This window comes from Flavobacterium sp. PLA-DH12, assembly GCF_059511845.1.
On sequence record NZ_JCAMPD010000009.1, the window covers coordinates 160,991 to 175,089 of the forward strand.

Consider the following 14,099-nt stretch of genomic DNA (forward strand, 5'->3'; position numbering starts at 1 on the left):
TAAGTAGCTATTTTCTAAATTGGCGGTCTTTCCATTCATAAGAACCAAACAAACTGTATAATGCGACTTTAGAACTAAAAAAAGGATACAGCAAACTGCTTAATAAAAGGCTTTTTATTCTAGTTTTTGTCAAAAATTGATTCGTTATAAAAAGCAAAACATAATCGCTTGCAAACTTAAAAAAAGCAAAAAGCACAAAAATGGCATAAGACCAAATTCCTAAAATCACAGAGAAAAAGCCAATAACAAAACTCAGATTTCCGAAGAAAACAATCAAGCCCAAGAGTTTACCAAAAGTGCTTCTATATGAACTAGTTTTAGCCGCCCAACGCACTCGTTGATAAAAAAGAGCCTTCCAATTCTCTGTTGGCTTAGTAACCACAATTGCATCTTTGGCTTTTAAATAATGAACTTCGTCAGGGAACTTTTCAATTGCTTTCTGTAGTAAAAACACATCATCTCCACTGGCAATTTTGTCGTTTCCATCAAAGCCGTTTAAGCTTTCAAACAATGATTTTCTATACGCAAAATTGGCTCCATTACACATAAAACCTTTCTTTAAACCAAAACTTCCAATAGTCGCGCCTTGAAGACTTGTTAAATCTAATTGCTGGAAATGATCTAAAAAAGAACTCTCACATTTGTACGAAACTGCTCCTGCCAACATCGAAACTTTATTTTCCTGAATATAATTATCAAACGTTAAAAGCCAGTTTTCAGGAACAATACAATCGGCATCGGTTGTAATAACCCAATCAGTTTTTACATGCTGCATTGCCGTTGTAATGGCGTCCTTTTTGGGAGAACTGGAAATTCTAATATTATTTATTTGTGAAATGTAAAATGTAAAATGTGAGATTTGAAATTTTTCCTTTGAATTATCATCTACCAAAATTACTTCAAATAAATCCTTGGGATAATTAAGTTTAGAAATGCTTTTTAAAAGATTTGGCAGATTTTCTTCTTCATTCCGAAACGGAACTATAAGCGTAAAACTAGTCTTCGGCTTTAAATCTCTTTTCTGATATTGTTGCACTTTGAAAAAACCATAAATCAGCAAAAAAATGCTAACGATATAAATGGCTAATATGGCAAACAATCCGAAAATCATGCTGCTGTTTTAGTTTTAAAATTCAACACAAAATAACTTCCTAAAACTACTGGTAAAACGACATTCAAAAACCACATTAAAGTGCTGATAAAAATTACAATCCATTCGTTTACACCTAAAATTCCGAAGAAATATATCGCAACACTTCCTTTTACCGCAAAATCCAAAAACTGAAATGTCGGTAGCGAAGAAGCCAAAAAGTAAACCGATGTTATTGCCGCCATTAAAGTCAAATAAGGCAGATCGACATCAAAACCTAAAAACAAAAAATAATATTGATGCGAGAAAACCAAGTAACGGCAGATTCCTAAAAAAATATTTTTCTGATGAACCGATTTCGGAATTTCATTGATTTTATGAATCAGTTTCTCAATCGAATAGCCTTTTACTTTTATCTTTTTAATGGAGAATAATAGAATTAAAATTAGTGCAAATCCGCCAAAAAGAATCAGAACTGTTTTAGTTGTTATGACGCTAAATTCAGCATTAAAATACAATAATCCGAAGATCCCAAAAATGATGGTTAAAATCATCTGGATTCCATTGCAGATTAAGTTTAAGAAAACAACTCTTTTAGCTTCAGATTTTGGGTAATACAAAGCTTTTCCAGCGTACTCTCCTACTCCGTTTGGCGTAAAAATCCCAGCCGTTAAAGCAGCCAAAACCTGCTTTGTAGCCTCGTAAACCGATATTTTTTCAATAACCTGTGCCAGATTCTGCCATTTCAAAATCTCAAAATAACGATTCAAAACACTCAAAAGCAGAATAAACGAAATCCCTAAAACCGATTGGTTTTTCTTGAACAAAACAATAAACTTCTGCCAGTCCAATTTGTCATTGTTAGCCAGCTGATTATAAATAAAATAAAATGCGCCGCCAACAATTAAAAGTTTGGCCAGAAGAACTAGGAATTGCTTAGCTTTGTGAGGAATTGAAATCATGCCGCAAAAGTAAAGCTATTTCACAAAGATTCACGAAGAAATCACAAAGATGCACGGAGAAAATAAAAACTTTGTGAATCTCTGTGCTAACTTGGCGAAACTTTGTGTAACCAACTAAGAATGACACAAGAACGCATCATATTAGGTATTGACCCTGGAACCACAATTATGGGTTTTGGATTGATTAAAGTAATCAATAAAAAAATGGAATTTCTGCAATTAAACGAATTGCAATTGTCCAAATACGACAATCATTACCAAAAACTAAGAATCATTTTTGAACGAACCATCGAATTAATTGAAACGCATTGTCCAGACGAAATTGCAATTGAGGCTCCTTTCTTTGGCAAAAACGTGCAATCGATGCTGAAACTAGGACGCGCGCAAGGTGTTGCAATGGCAGCAGGACTTTCGCGAGGAATTCCGATTACAGAATACGAACCTAAAAAGATAAAAATGGCGATTACTGGAAACGGAAATGCCAGCAAAGAACAAGTTGCCAAAATGCTGCAACAGCTTTTGGGTCTAAAAGAATTACCAAAAAATCTCGATTCAACAGACGGTTTGGCAGCTGCGGTTTGTCATCATTTTAATTCAGGAAAAGTTGTGGCTGGAAAAAGCTATTCCGGTTGGGATGCTTTTGTGAAACAAAACGAGGATCGAGTTAAGAAATGAGTCAATGTGCCAATTTGATAATTAGATAATTCTATAGACAACCATAAATTATCTAATTGACACATTCTCTAATTATCTAATTAAAAATGAGCGGCATTTATATTCACATACCATTCTGCAAGCAGGCTTGCCATTACTGCGACTTTCATTTTTCTACTTCGATGAAAAAGAAAGACGATATGGTTTTGGCTTTGGCTAAAGAAATTGCTATGCGCAAAACCGAAAGTGATGGTGAAATTGAAACTATTTACTTTGGTGGAGGAACTCCTTCAGTTTTATCGAATGACGAAATAAATTTTTTACTTTCTGAAGTTTATAAAAACTATAAAGTTGTAGAAAATCCTGAAATTACGCTTGAAGCCAATCCGGATGATTTATCTGCCGAAAGAATTTTAGAATTGTCTAAAAGTCCTATAAATCGTTTAAGCATCGGAATTCAGTCTTTTTACGAAGAAGATTTGAAAATGATGAATCGCGCTCATAATTCGGCGGAAGCCAAAAAATGTCTTGAAGAAGCGACCAAATATTTTGACAATATTTCCCTGGATTTAATTTACGGAATTCCAGGAATGAGTGACGAAATGTGGAAACAGAATATTCAGACTGCTTTAGATTTCGGCATTCCACATATTTCTAGCTATGCTTTGACGGTTGAGCCAAAAACAGCTTTGAGCAAATTAATTCAAACCGGAAAAGTGGCTGAACCTCAAGACGAAGTGGCGTCTAATCATTTTGCGATTTTGGTTGAAATGCTTCAAAAAAATGGTTTTATTCATTACGAATTATCCAATTTCGGGAAAGAGAATTATTTCTCCAAAAACAATTCGGCTTATTGGCTGGGGAAAAAATATATCGGAATTGGCCCTTCGGCACATAGTTATGATGGTGAAAAAAGAGGCTGGAATATTGCGAATAATTCATTGTATTTAAAAGCAATTCAAAACGACGAACTTCCAATAGAAACAGAAATCCTGACTATTTCAGATCGTTATAATGAATATGTTATGACCGGATTACGAACGATTTGGGGCGTTTCTTTAGAGAGAATTGAAAAGGAATTCGGATCAGAATATTTAAATTATTTACTGGAACAATCTCAAAAGTTCTTAAACGACAATTTGCTATCGATCGAAAACAACATTTTAAAACCAACTCTGAAAGGAAAATTTTTAACGGATGGAATTGCAAGTGATCTGTTTTATTTAAATTTGGAAGAATAAAATTAGCCACGAAGGCACAAAGACTCAAATTTATTAAACTTTGTGACTTAGCGTCTTTGCGGCGTAAAATCCAAATTTGTGTTAGCAAAAATCAACAACTTCGAAATCGACTTATCAAAACCCATTGATATTTCTATTCCTTTAACCAATACAGATGAAAATCCGATTGCTTGGTATATTGAAAAACCAGTCATTGAACCAGTAGTTTTTGGCGACTGGATTGGGAAAGTTTCAGAAGGAAAATCATCTACTAATTTCAATAATATTTTCTTCAATCCGCATGGGCATGGAACGCACACGGAGTGTTTGGGACATATTACGAATGATTTTTATAGCATTAATCAATCGTTGAAACAGTTTTTCTTTATGGCGAAATTGATTACGGTTGAACCTGAAAAGATTGGGGATGATTTTGTGATTACTAAAGAACAGGTTCGAAAAGCTTTAAGCGCTTCGACTTCGTTCAGCGTTACAAATGAAGCTTTGATTGTCAGAACACTTCCAAATCAAAAGGAAAAGAAATCGAGAAAATATTCAAATACAAATCCACCATATTTGTCTGAAGAAGCTGCAATTTTCATCCGCGAAAGCGAAATTCAGCATTTATTGATCGATTTGCCAAGTGTTGACAAAGAACATGATGAAGGAAAATTATTAGCTCATAAAGCATTTTGGAACGTAAAAGACACGCATAATGTAAATCCAGACGCAAGATTTAATGCTACAATTACCGAAATGATTTACGTTTCAGACGAAATTGAAGATGGAAATTATATACTAAATCTTCAAATCGCTTCGTTTGAAAATGATGCAAGTCCATCAAAACCAATTTTATATAAAATTTAAAAATTTGCCACAACCCGAGCGATAGCGAACAGGCGAAGCAATTACACGAATTTTCACGAATTAATTTTTTGCCACAGATTAAAGGATTAAAATGATTAAATCTGTGTGAATCTTTTTAATCTGTGGCAAAAAAATCTAAAATCTGAACTCTAAAATCTAAAATTAAAATGATTAGTGTTTCAACTGACAAAACTAAACTCGACGTTCCGTTTATACAAAACTTCCTGAAAGATATTTATTGGGCAGCAGGAAGAACTATAGAAGAAGTGCAACGCACAATTGACGCTTCGGTTTGTTTTGGGATTTATTTAGATGACAAGCAAATTGGTTTTGCACGCGTTATAACCGATTATGTGGTTTTTGCTTATTTAATGGATGTTTTTATTGATGAAGCACATCGTGGAAAAGGTTATTCATCGATTTTAATTGAAGCGATGATGAATGAACCTCAATTGCAAGAAGTTAAAATCTGGCGATTAGCCACAACCGATGCCCACTTTTTATATGAAAAATTCGGATTTACAAAACTGAATCATCCTGAAAAGATGATGGAAAAAATAGTAAAATGAAAACAGTCTTAAAACTAGAAGAAGTCGCATTATTTATTCTCGGAATTTTCCTTTTTAACCGTTTAAACTACGAATGGTGGTGGTTTTTGGCTTTAATTTTGACTCCAGATTTATCGATGATTGGTTATGTTTTTGGAAATAAAGCAGGTGCATTTGCTTATAATTTATTTCATCATAAAGGAATTGCGCTTTTAATTTATGCTTTAGGATGTTATTTAAACATTGAGAGTATTCAGTTAGCTGGAATTATATTATTTTCACATTCAGCAATGGATCGCATTTTTGGTTACGGACTGAAATATGAAAAAGGTTTTAAATACACACATTTAGGTGAAATTGGTAAATAAGCAATTATGAATTTAGAAACGTTTTACGAATATTGTTTGTCGAAAAAAGGAGTAAGCGAGCACTTTCCTTTTGATGAAGATACGCTGGTTTTTAAAGTGGGCGGAAAAATGTTTGCTTTATCTTCTTTATCACAATGGGAAAAAAACGAACCGTCTGTCAATTTAAAATGCGATCCAGATCGAGCACAAGAACTCAGAGCCGAATATGACGAAATTCAGCCAGGTTATCATATGAGCAAAATACATTGGAATACGATTGCTTTAAACGGAAATCTTCCAGACAGATTCGTCAAAGAATTGATAGATCATTCGTATGAATTGGTTTTCAAAAGTTTGACAAAGAAAATTCAGAACGAAATTATCTAATTAAAAAATTAGGCATTACATTTGCAGGGTGAGATCAAAACTTAACAACCCGAATCAGTTTGCAAATTAGCATTTTATAGCATCATGAAAGAACAATTTAAAAAATTTCTAAACGAAGAACAAGATCCAAAAGCGATTGAAAAAATCACTTCGAAACTCACAGATTTATTGATGAAAGGCGAAGAAGTTGGATACATCGCAGTGCAAAAAAAACCTGCAATCACTGTTTTTCCTGATAGTATTGTATTAACAAATAAACGTATCATTATCTGCAAGCCTAAAAATCTAGGCCTTTCTATGGATTTTACAGATTATACGTGGGATGATATTGCAAGTACTTTTGTAAAAGAAAACATTTTAGGTTCTGAATTTTCATTTGGCACCAAAACAGATTTAGCCGTTTCTATTGATTATATTCCAAAAATTCAGGCTAGAAAAATTTATACTTACGCTAAAGAACAATTGGATTTATTAAAAAATCCTGTTCAAACGGCAACTCCAATTCAAGAAACTGCTGAACCTGTTTTTGAAGAAGAAGCAGAGGAAGAAATTGAAGAAGTAGAAACAGAAGAAGTAACAAGCTTTGCTGAAATTTTACCAGCTGCTCCTGCTGTTACAGAAACTTACGAACCGCTTCCAACTCAGCCAGCTCAACCAACAGGAGAACGCAAATTAAGCGATTTATCTAAAGAAGAGCTTTTTGATAAATTACAGAATTACAAAAAACTTCTTGACAATGGTTTAATCATGCAAGGAGAATATGACGCTTACAAAAAAGAGATATTAAGCTACATGTAGGTTAGTCTTAAAGTCAAAAGTCAAAAGTCGAAAGTCTTAAAGTTTTTGACTTTGTCTAAATAATAAAAGCCAGAAATAGAATTTCTATTTCTGGCTTGTTCTTTTTAAATCTGCAATTGACTTTGAGACTTTCGACTTTCGACTTTAAGACTAAAGCGTAGCCTTCTGTTTTTCTACAAATTTATGCGATTGCAGTTCTAGCAACTCTTTTGCATTTTTTCGCTGCAGATCAAACAAACCTTTATCTTCTGCAATATCAGCGTAGACTTTATCATGCATTTCGGCGCTTGTTTTAACTAATAATTCGCGCTGGTATTTGTTTTGCGTCAAAGTCGCTTTCATTGCCGTTTCGGCTTCTTCTTGCTTGAAATCGAATTCTCCTTTTGGAGCTAATAATTTAGCAATAATTGGAGATGTTTCAATTGCCAGAAACAAAAGCATAATAAAAAATGACGGCAGCCAAGGCAGTTTGTTCAATGCATTGATTCGCGCCATTAATCCGTCGAAACCTTCAATGATGGGCTGTGTTTGCGAAACCTTTTTGTCTAAATCGGCTTGAAGCTGTACGCCTGCTTTTTCTTTTTCGGCAATTTTAGCTTCGTTGGTCTTTTTCAGCGTTTCGAATTCTTTTAGAGCAGCATCGTGTTTTTCGCGTTTCTCTTTATAAACTGGGCCTTTTCCTAGTTTTTTAGTTCCTGCAGTTCCTTCTGCTTCAGTAATATAAACCGAATACAAATCGTTTACTTCTTTTTCTTTCTTTACAATATCTGCTTTTAATGCCGTAATTTCAGCTTTATTTTTATCTAAGTCTGTTTTGAAATACGTTCCGATTTGTTTTTTGTTGGCCAATTCCATTTCGTTTTTCTCTTTCAACAAAACGGTATTGATTTCTTTTTCGAAGATTTTAATTTCCAAAGGTTTCGAAATTACAATAGCAATTATAATAGCCAAAGCAATACGCGGAGTTGCCTGCAGAAATTCGTCTAAGAAACGATCTCTTTTTTTAATAGTAGAAACGATAAATCGGTCTAAATTGAAGATCAGTAAACTCCAAACAAATCCGAAAATTAAAGCAGGATAAATAGAATCGAAAACAGTAAAAAGCGCATAAGCACTGGCTAGAAAAGCCATTACTGCTGTAAAGAATACTGTGGCGCCAATACCAACATATTTGGTTTGTTCGCCTTCTGAGCAGTCTTTCAGGAGATCACGGTCGGCTCCTGAACATAGGATGAAAAATTGTTTTAACATGATTGATGATTTTTGATTGTGATTGATACGGCAAATTTAACGCCAAAAATTTAATTCTCAGGTAAATAGTTGATTTGTTTTTACTTGACTCTATAAAATTCCTTTTTTTATTAAATGTTATTTTAACATTAATCTATTTCTAATGTTGACTAGGAATCATAACACTATGTTAATTTTTTTTCAAGGCTTTAGTAATACGCAGGCCTTAGTTTCGCAATCGAAAATCAAACTAAACACACACAATGAAAAAATTTTATCTATTAACCGCATTCTTTTTATTCGCCTTTACAGGTTTTGCACAGAAGGCCATTATCTCTGGAAAGATATTGGATGCTGATGACAAACTGCCTCTTCCTGGAGCTATGGTTCAAATTGTAGGCGAGAAAAAATACACCGTTTCTGATTATAACGGTCGTTTCGAGTTATTAAATATTAACGAAGGAACTTACAAAGTTGAAGTAAAATATATTGGATATGCTACTTTAACTCAAGAAATAAAAGTAGAGCAAGGAAAAAACAATGTAATTGACTTTGCTCTTAAAGCTTCTGAAAATGAATTGAAAGAAGTTGTTGTTGGAGACATCTTAAAAGGTCAGGCAAAAGCGCTGAACCAACAAAAGAACAACAAAAACATCGGAAACGTAATTTCTTCAGATCAAATGGGACGTTTTCCAGATGCTAACGTGGGAGATGCTTTGAAACGTGTTCCAGGTATCACAATGCAAAATGACCAAGGTGAAGCGCGTAACATTATTATTAGAGGTTTGGCTCCGTCTTTGAACTCTGTAACTTTAAATGGTGACAGAATTCCATCTGCAGAAGGAGATAACAGAAACGTACAAATGGACTTAATTCCGTCTGATATGATTTCTACAATCGAAGTAAACAAAACGCTTACATCAGATATGGATGCTGACGCAATTGGAGGTTCTGTAAACTTAATTACAAGAGCAACTCCAAACGGAGAAAGAATTTCTGCAACTCTAGCTGGAGGATATTTACCAATTCGCGATCACGCTTCTTACACTGCTGGTTTAGTTTATGGTAACCGTTTTGCAAACGATAAATTAGGAGTAGTTTTTAGCGGATCATACAATAATGTGGATTACGGTTCTGATAACATCGAAAACGAATGGGTAAAAGATGATTTTGGAAATGAGTACTTACAAGCATCTGAAATTAGAAAATATGATGTACAACGTATCCGTCGTAGTGCTTCTGTTGCTTTAGATTATAAATTCAACGACAACAATACCATTTTTGCAAATGCCATCTACAACTGGAGAGATGATAGAGAAAACCGTTTCAGAACTACTTACGATGATATTGAGCCACTTTATAATGGTGAAGAAATTGTTGGTTTTGAAGGTCGTGTAAAACGTCAGACAAAAGGAGGTTTAGACAACAGCAGAAATAAAAACAGAAGATTAGAAGACCAAAGAGTACAAAACTATTCTATTCGTGGAGAACATTTAATCAACTCTACATTAGATTTAGATTGGTCTGCTAACTATGCAAAAGCTAGAGAATACCGTCCAGGTGAGCGTTACATCGAATACCGTCAGAAAGGTTTAGAAATGTTTGAAGATTTATCTGATATCAGATTTCCTTTAATGACAACTGTTGGAGAATCTGTTGACAAATTTAAATTTGACTCGGTTACTGAAAACACAGACGAAACAAGCGAAAGCGAGTTTGGCGCTAAAGTAAATATCCGTTTCCCATTCTCTGTAATTGCTGGAGAAAAAGGAAGATTGAGAACTGGTCTTAGACTTCGTTTAAAAGAAAAAGAAAGAAACAATATGTTCTATTCTTACACTCCACTAAACGACGATATGGAATTATTATCGCAAGTTCCAACAAGTTATTATGACGGAAAAGATTTTAATCCAGGAAGCAAATATGTACCAGGAACTTTCGCTTCGGCTTCTTTCTTAGGAAGTTTAGATTTGAACAATGCTTCTCTATTCGAAAAAGAAGCAGATCCAGCAGAATATTTAGCTGTAAACTATAATGCTAAAGAAAGAATTACTGCCGCTTATGTAAGATGGGATCAGGATTTTAACGATAAACTTTCTATGGTTTTAGGTTTCCGTGTCGAAAATACGCATATCGATTATACAGGAAACCGTGTATTGGATGAGGAAGAATTAGAAAGCAAAATCAACAATACCAACTCTTACACTAATTTATTGCCTAGTATTTCATTACAATACAATGCAACAAAAGATCTAGTTTTAAGAGCTGCTGCTACAACAGCATTAGCAAGACCAAACTACTACGCATTAGCACCTTATGTAAATAACATTGCTGCCGATAAAGAAATTACAGCTGGAAATCCAGATCTTAATGCTACATATTCATACAACTATGATTTTATGGCAGAGAACTATTTCAAATCTGTTGGTTTAATTTCTGGAGGTGTTTTCTACAAAAGATTAAATGATTTCATTTACAACTATAGTGACAACCAATATACTGCTGAAAAATTCGCAGCCGATTTTCCAAATCAGGCAAATCCAATTCCAGCGGGAGAAAACTGGTCATTCTTACAATCAAGAAACGGAGAAAATGTTGATGTTTACGGATTTGAAGTTGCTTTTCAGCGTCAGTTAGATTTCTTGCCTGGTAAGTTCTTAAAAGGTTTTGGTATCTATTTAAACTATACCTACACAAAATCTAAAGCAAGCGGAATTGCTGATGAAGATGGAAATGAAAGAAACGACATTAGTCTTCCTGGAACAACGCCTCACATGTTTAACGGATCTTTATCTTGGGAAAACAAGCGTTTCTCTGCTAGAATCTCAACCAACTTTACTTCTGATTATTTAGATGAATTAGGTTCTGAGTCTTACAAAGACAGTTACTATGATAAGCAGTTTTTCTTAGATGCAAATGCAGCTTATAAGATTACTCCAAAACTTCGCTTTTTTGCAGAAGCAAATAACTTAACAAACCAGCCGTTACGTTACTACCAAGGAGTTGCGGCTCATACAAAACAAGCAGAATACTACCAGCCACGTTACAATTTCGGATTGAAATTAGACTTGTAATTCTGCACTTTTATAAAATTCTTAAATTAGACAGAGTTTAATGCTCTGTCTAATTGCATTAAAATATACTATACAAATGAAAAATAAATCTTTAGTTGCTTTTTTACTTTTAAGCTTGGCTTTTACAGCTTGCAAAAACGATAAATTAGCGCCAGTTCAGCCAAATGCTGTAAAACCAACAATTGTTACAGAAGCACTACCTCATGATACAGATGATCCTTCAATTTGGATAAACCCTACAGATGCTTCAAAAAGTATTATTGTTGGAACAGATAAAGACACAGACGGCGGTTTGTATGCTTTTGATTTGAATGGAAAAATCCTTAAAAAATCAATTCCGCTAAAACGTCCGAACAACGTTGATATCGCTTACGGATTAATTATTGACGGAAAAAAAGTTGATGTTGCCGTAACAACTGAACGTGAAGAAAACAAAATCAGAATTTTTAGTTTACCTGATTTAGAGCCAATTGATAACGGCGGAATTCCCGTTTTTGAAGGAGAAACGCAACGCGATCCAATGGGAGTTTCATTATACACTCGCCCAAGCGATGGGAAGATTTTTGCTATTGTAGGAAGAAAAACAGGCCCTTCTGGAAGTTATTTATGGCAATATGAACTTTCTGGAAACGGAAAATTTGCTGCTGCAAAAGTGGTCCGCAAATTCGGAACGTACAGCGGTAAAAAAGAAATTGAGGCTATTGCAGTAGACAACGAATTAGGTTTCGTGTACTATTGCGATGAACAGGCTGGAATTAGAAAATACAAGGCAGATCCGGCTTTAAACGATAATAAAGAATTGGCTTTCTTTGGTCAGAAAGATTTCAAAGCAGACCACGAAGGAATCGCGATTTACAAAAAAACAGATTCTACAGGATATATTTTAGTATCTAACCAACAGGCAAATTCTTTTATGGTTTATCCTAGAGAAGGCGCCAACGGAAATCCAAACAATCATCCGTTATTAGCTGAAGTTCCAACTTCTACAATCGAATGCGATGGTGCAGATGCTACAAGTGTAAATCTAGGGCCAAAATTCAAAAATGGACTTTTCGTAGCGATGAGCAACGGAATGACTTTCCACTATTATACTTGGGATTTAATTCAAAAACGCATAGACGAAGCTAAAAAATAAAAGTTTCAAGGTTTTCAGTCGCAGTCCCGTGTTCAGTGTCTATTTTTTTTACTGCGATTGGAAACCAACTAAAAAAAGCTGTTCATTTCTGAACAGCTTTTTTATTTTTGAATTAAATAATTCCTTTTATTCTGTAATCGGTGCACCTGCTAAGATTTCAGCATTAGCAAACTCTTCAAATTTGGCGAAATTAGCTTTGAATTTATGAGCCAATTCCAACGCTTTTTTATCGTATAAATCTTTGTCTTCCCAAGTATTTCTAGGATTTAAAATTTCCACTGGAACATTTGGACAATCTTGAGGAATTTCAATTCCAAATACTTCATGATTTTTAAACTCTACATCATTCAGTTCTCCTTTTAATGCAGCAGTAATCATAGCACGAGTATATTTAAGCTTCATACGGCTTCCTGTTCCGTAAGCACCACCAGTCCATCCTGTATTGATTAACCAAACTTTTACTCCCGCATCTTTCATTTTTTTGCTCAACATTTCAGCATAACGCGTTGGGTGCAAAGGCATAAATGGTGCTCCAAAACAAGCAGAGAAATTAGGTTGTGGCTCTGTTACACCCGCTTCTGTTCCAGCAACTTTTGCTGTATAGCCAGAAATAAAGTGGTACGCTGCCTGACCTGGAGTCAATCTTGAGATTGGAGGCAGAATTCCGAAAGAATCAGCAGTTAAGAAAAATATATTTTTAGGATTGTGTCCTACCAAACCTGGCTGTACATTATCAATATGTGTAATTGGGTAACTTACACGAGTATTTTGTGTAATAGAAACATCGTCAAAATCAACTACGTTTGTTCCTGCTTTGAAAACCACATTTTCTAAAAGCGCTCCTTTTTTGATTGCTCTAAAAATATCTGGTTCATTTTCTTCTGTTAAATTAATCACTTTTGCATAGCATCCGCCTTCAAAATTGAAAACAGTGTTTTCGTTTGTCCAGCCGTGCTCGTCGTCTCCAATTAATTTACGCTCTGGATCTGCAGATAAAGTTGTTTTTCCTGTACCAGACAATCCGAAGAAGATTGCTGTATCTCCTGCCTCACCAACATTGGCGCTACAATGCATTGGAAGTGTATTTTTGAAAACTGGAAGAATAAAGTTTAATGCAGAGAAAATTCCTTTCTTCATTTCTCCAGTATAACCTGTTCCACCAATTAAAGCAATTTTTTTAGTAAAATCTAAAATAGCAAAATTAGACTGGCGTGTTCCATCTACAGCAGGATCTGCCATAAAACTTGGAGCACAAACTACTGTCCATTCTGGAGTAAAATTTGCCAGTTCTGAATCTTCTGGTCGTAAGAACATATTGTAGCAAAACAAGTTTGACCAAGCAGTTTCTGTTACAACACGAACATTCAATCTATAATTTGGATCAGAACAAACATAAGAATCGCGAACAAAAACTTCTTTGTCTGATAAAAATGCTGTTACCTTATTATAAAGCTTTTCAAAAGCTTGGGGCTCAAATGGGATATTTACATTTCCCCACCAAACTTGATCTTTTGTAATATCATCTTTTACGATAAAACGATCTTGTGGAGAACGGCCTGTAAATTCACCTGTATTAATTGCTAACGCTCCAGTAGAATTTTCAACACCTTGACCTGACTGCAAAGTAATCGCATGTAATTCATCTGCAGATAGTTGATAACGAACTTTTGCATTTTCAATTCCTAACTCTTTTAACGAAATCGATTGCGCGAAAACTGTATTAGTGTCCATAAGTTTTTAAGTTGTGTGTGATTTTTTGTTTAAAGCAAAATTACAGATTTATTTTT

At 34.5% G+C, this 14,099-nt stretch carries 13 protein-coding genes; 9 read left to right on the top strand and 4 right to left on the bottom strand.

The window, feature by feature from the left end:
- Nucleotides 1-7: 7 nt before the first annotated feature.
- Nucleotides 8-1,111 (bottom strand): glycosyltransferase family 2 protein, encoded by a 1,104-nt coding sequence (locus AC5ZCW_RS17675; protein WP_496121034.1) that lies wholly within the window; start codon nt 1,109-1,111, stop codon nt 8-10.
- Complete coding sequence (locus AC5ZCW_RS17680) at nt 1,108-2,052, bottom strand: hypothetical protein (RefSeq protein ID WP_496121036.1); 945 nt, start codon at nt 2,050-2,052, stop codon at nt 1,108-1,110. The genes AC5ZCW_RS17675 and AC5ZCW_RS17680 overlap by 4 nt, the downstream gene beginning before the upstream one ends.
- Before the next feature lie 120 nt (nt 2,053-2,172).
- On the opposite strand from AC5ZCW_RS17680, the gene ruvC reads away from it, so the two are divergent.
- The 7 genes from ruvC (at nt 2,173) to AC5ZCW_RS17715 (ending at nt 6,873) form a co-directional block, all read left to right on the top strand.
- The gene (gene ruvC, locus AC5ZCW_RS17685; protein ID WP_111288456.1) at nt 2,173-2,727 is read left to right on the top strand and encodes a crossover junction endodeoxyribonuclease RuvC; all 555 of its coding nucleotides are present in this window, start codon (nt 2,173-2,175) and stop codon (nt 2,725-2,727) included.
- Between the two features lie 86 nt (nt 2,728-2,813).
- Nucleotides 2,814-3,947, top strand: coding sequence for a radical SAM family heme chaperone HemW (gene hemW, locus AC5ZCW_RS17690; RefSeq protein WP_343545144.1), 1,134 nt, complete (start codon nt 2,814-2,816; stop codon nt 3,945-3,947).
- 78 nt (nt 3,948-4,025) lie between these two features.
- Nucleotides 4,026-4,793 (top strand): cyclase family protein, encoded by a 768-nt coding sequence (locus tag AC5ZCW_RS17695; protein ID WP_496121037.1) that lies wholly within the window; start codon nt 4,026-4,028, stop codon nt 4,791-4,793.
- A 167-nt stretch (nt 4,794-4,960) separates the two neighbouring features.
- Entirely contained in the window at nt 4,961-5,362 is a 402-nt protein-coding gene (locus AC5ZCW_RS17700; protein WP_343545146.1) for a GNAT family N-acetyltransferase, read from the top strand.
- Nucleotides 5,359-5,709: a DUF4260 domain-containing protein gene (locus AC5ZCW_RS17705; RefSeq protein WP_496121038.1), complete on the top strand. Its 351-nt coding sequence runs from the start codon at nt 5,359-5,361 to the stop codon at nt 5,707-5,709. Before AC5ZCW_RS17700 ends, AC5ZCW_RS17705 begins: the two co-directional genes overlap by 4 nt.
- Before the next feature lie 6 nt (nt 5,710-5,715).
- Nucleotides 5,716-6,075, top strand: coding sequence for an MmcQ/YjbR family DNA-binding protein (locus AC5ZCW_RS17710; RefSeq protein ID WP_343545148.1), 360 nt, complete (start codon nt 5,716-5,718; stop codon nt 6,073-6,075).
- Nucleotides 6,076-6,159: 84 nt separating this feature from the next.
- Nucleotides 6,160-6,873 (top strand): PH domain-containing protein, encoded by a 714-nt coding sequence (locus tag AC5ZCW_RS17715; protein WP_343545149.1) that lies wholly within the window; start codon nt 6,160-6,162, stop codon nt 6,871-6,873.
- A 150-nt stretch (nt 6,874-7,023) separates the two neighbouring features.
- Here the strand turns inward: AC5ZCW_RS17715 and AC5ZCW_RS17720 are convergent, their stop codons facing one another.
- Nucleotides 7,024-8,124, bottom strand: a complete 1,101-nt coding sequence (locus AC5ZCW_RS17720; RefSeq protein ID WP_343545151.1) for a DUF4407 domain-containing protein — start codon at nt 8,122-8,124, stop codon at nt 7,024-7,026.
- A 242-nt stretch (nt 8,125-8,366) separates the two neighbouring features.
- Here AC5ZCW_RS17720 and AC5ZCW_RS17725 point away from each other — a divergent pair, with 242 nt between their 5' ends.
- Both AC5ZCW_RS17725 and AC5ZCW_RS17730 read left to right on the top strand, forming a co-directional pair.
- Complete coding sequence (locus tag AC5ZCW_RS17725) at nt 8,367-11,177, top strand: TonB-dependent receptor (protein ID WP_496121039.1); 2,811 nt, start codon at nt 8,367-8,369, stop codon at nt 11,175-11,177.
- Between the two features lie 76 nt (nt 11,178-11,253).
- Nucleotides 11,254-12,312, top strand: coding sequence for a phytase (locus AC5ZCW_RS17730; protein ID WP_496121040.1), 1,059 nt, complete (start codon nt 11,254-11,256; stop codon nt 12,310-12,312).
- Between the two features lie 126 nt (nt 12,313-12,438).
- Here the strand turns inward: AC5ZCW_RS17730 and pckA are convergent, their stop codons facing one another.
- Complete coding sequence (gene pckA, locus AC5ZCW_RS17735) at nt 12,439-14,043, bottom strand: phosphoenolpyruvate carboxykinase (ATP) (protein ID WP_496121041.1); 1,605 nt, start codon at nt 14,041-14,043, stop codon at nt 12,439-12,441.
- Nucleotides 14,044-14,099: the final 56 nt, after the last annotated feature.

Bases quoted from the DNA above. Each gene is read 5' to 3' on its own strand.
- AC5ZCW_RS17675 (WP_496121034.1), bottom strand. From the start codon at position 1,111: ATGATTTTCGGATTGTTTGCCATATTAGCCATTTATATCGTTAGCATT.
- AC5ZCW_RS17680 (WP_496121036.1), bottom strand. From the start codon at position 2,052: ATGATTTCAATTCCTCACAAAGCTAAGCAATTCCTAGTTCTTCTGGCC.
- ruvC (WP_111288456.1), top strand. From the start codon at position 2,173: ATGACACAAGAACGCATCATATTAGGTATTGACCCTGGAACCACAATT.
- hemW (WP_343545144.1), top strand. From the start codon at position 2,814: ATGAGCGGCATTTATATTCACATACCATTCTGCAAGCAGGCTTGCCAT.
- AC5ZCW_RS17700 (WP_343545146.1), top strand. From the start codon at position 4,961: ATGATTAGTGTTTCAACTGACAAAACTAAACTCGACGTTCCGTTTATA.
- AC5ZCW_RS17705 (WP_496121038.1), top strand. From the start codon at position 5,359: ATGAAAACAGTCTTAAAACTAGAAGAAGTCGCATTATTTATTCTCGGA.
- AC5ZCW_RS17710 (WP_343545148.1), top strand. From the start codon at position 5,716: ATGAATTTAGAAACGTTTTACGAATATTGTTTGTCGAAAAAAGGAGTA.
- AC5ZCW_RS17715 (WP_343545149.1), top strand. From the start codon at position 6,160: ATGAAAGAACAATTTAAAAAATTTCTAAACGAAGAACAAGATCCAAAA.
- AC5ZCW_RS17720 (WP_343545151.1), bottom strand. From the start codon at position 8,124: ATGTTAAAACAATTTTTCATCCTATGTTCAGGAGCCGACCGTGATCTC.
- AC5ZCW_RS17725 (WP_496121039.1), top strand. From the start codon at position 8,367: ATGAAAAAATTTTATCTATTAACCGCATTCTTTTTATTCGCCTTTACA.
- AC5ZCW_RS17730 (WP_496121040.1), top strand. From the start codon at position 11,254: ATGAAAAATAAATCTTTAGTTGCTTTTTTACTTTTAAGCTTGGCTTTT.
- pckA (WP_496121041.1), bottom strand. From the start codon at position 14,043: ATGGACACTAATACAGTTTTCGCGCAATCGATTTCGTTAAAAGAGTTA.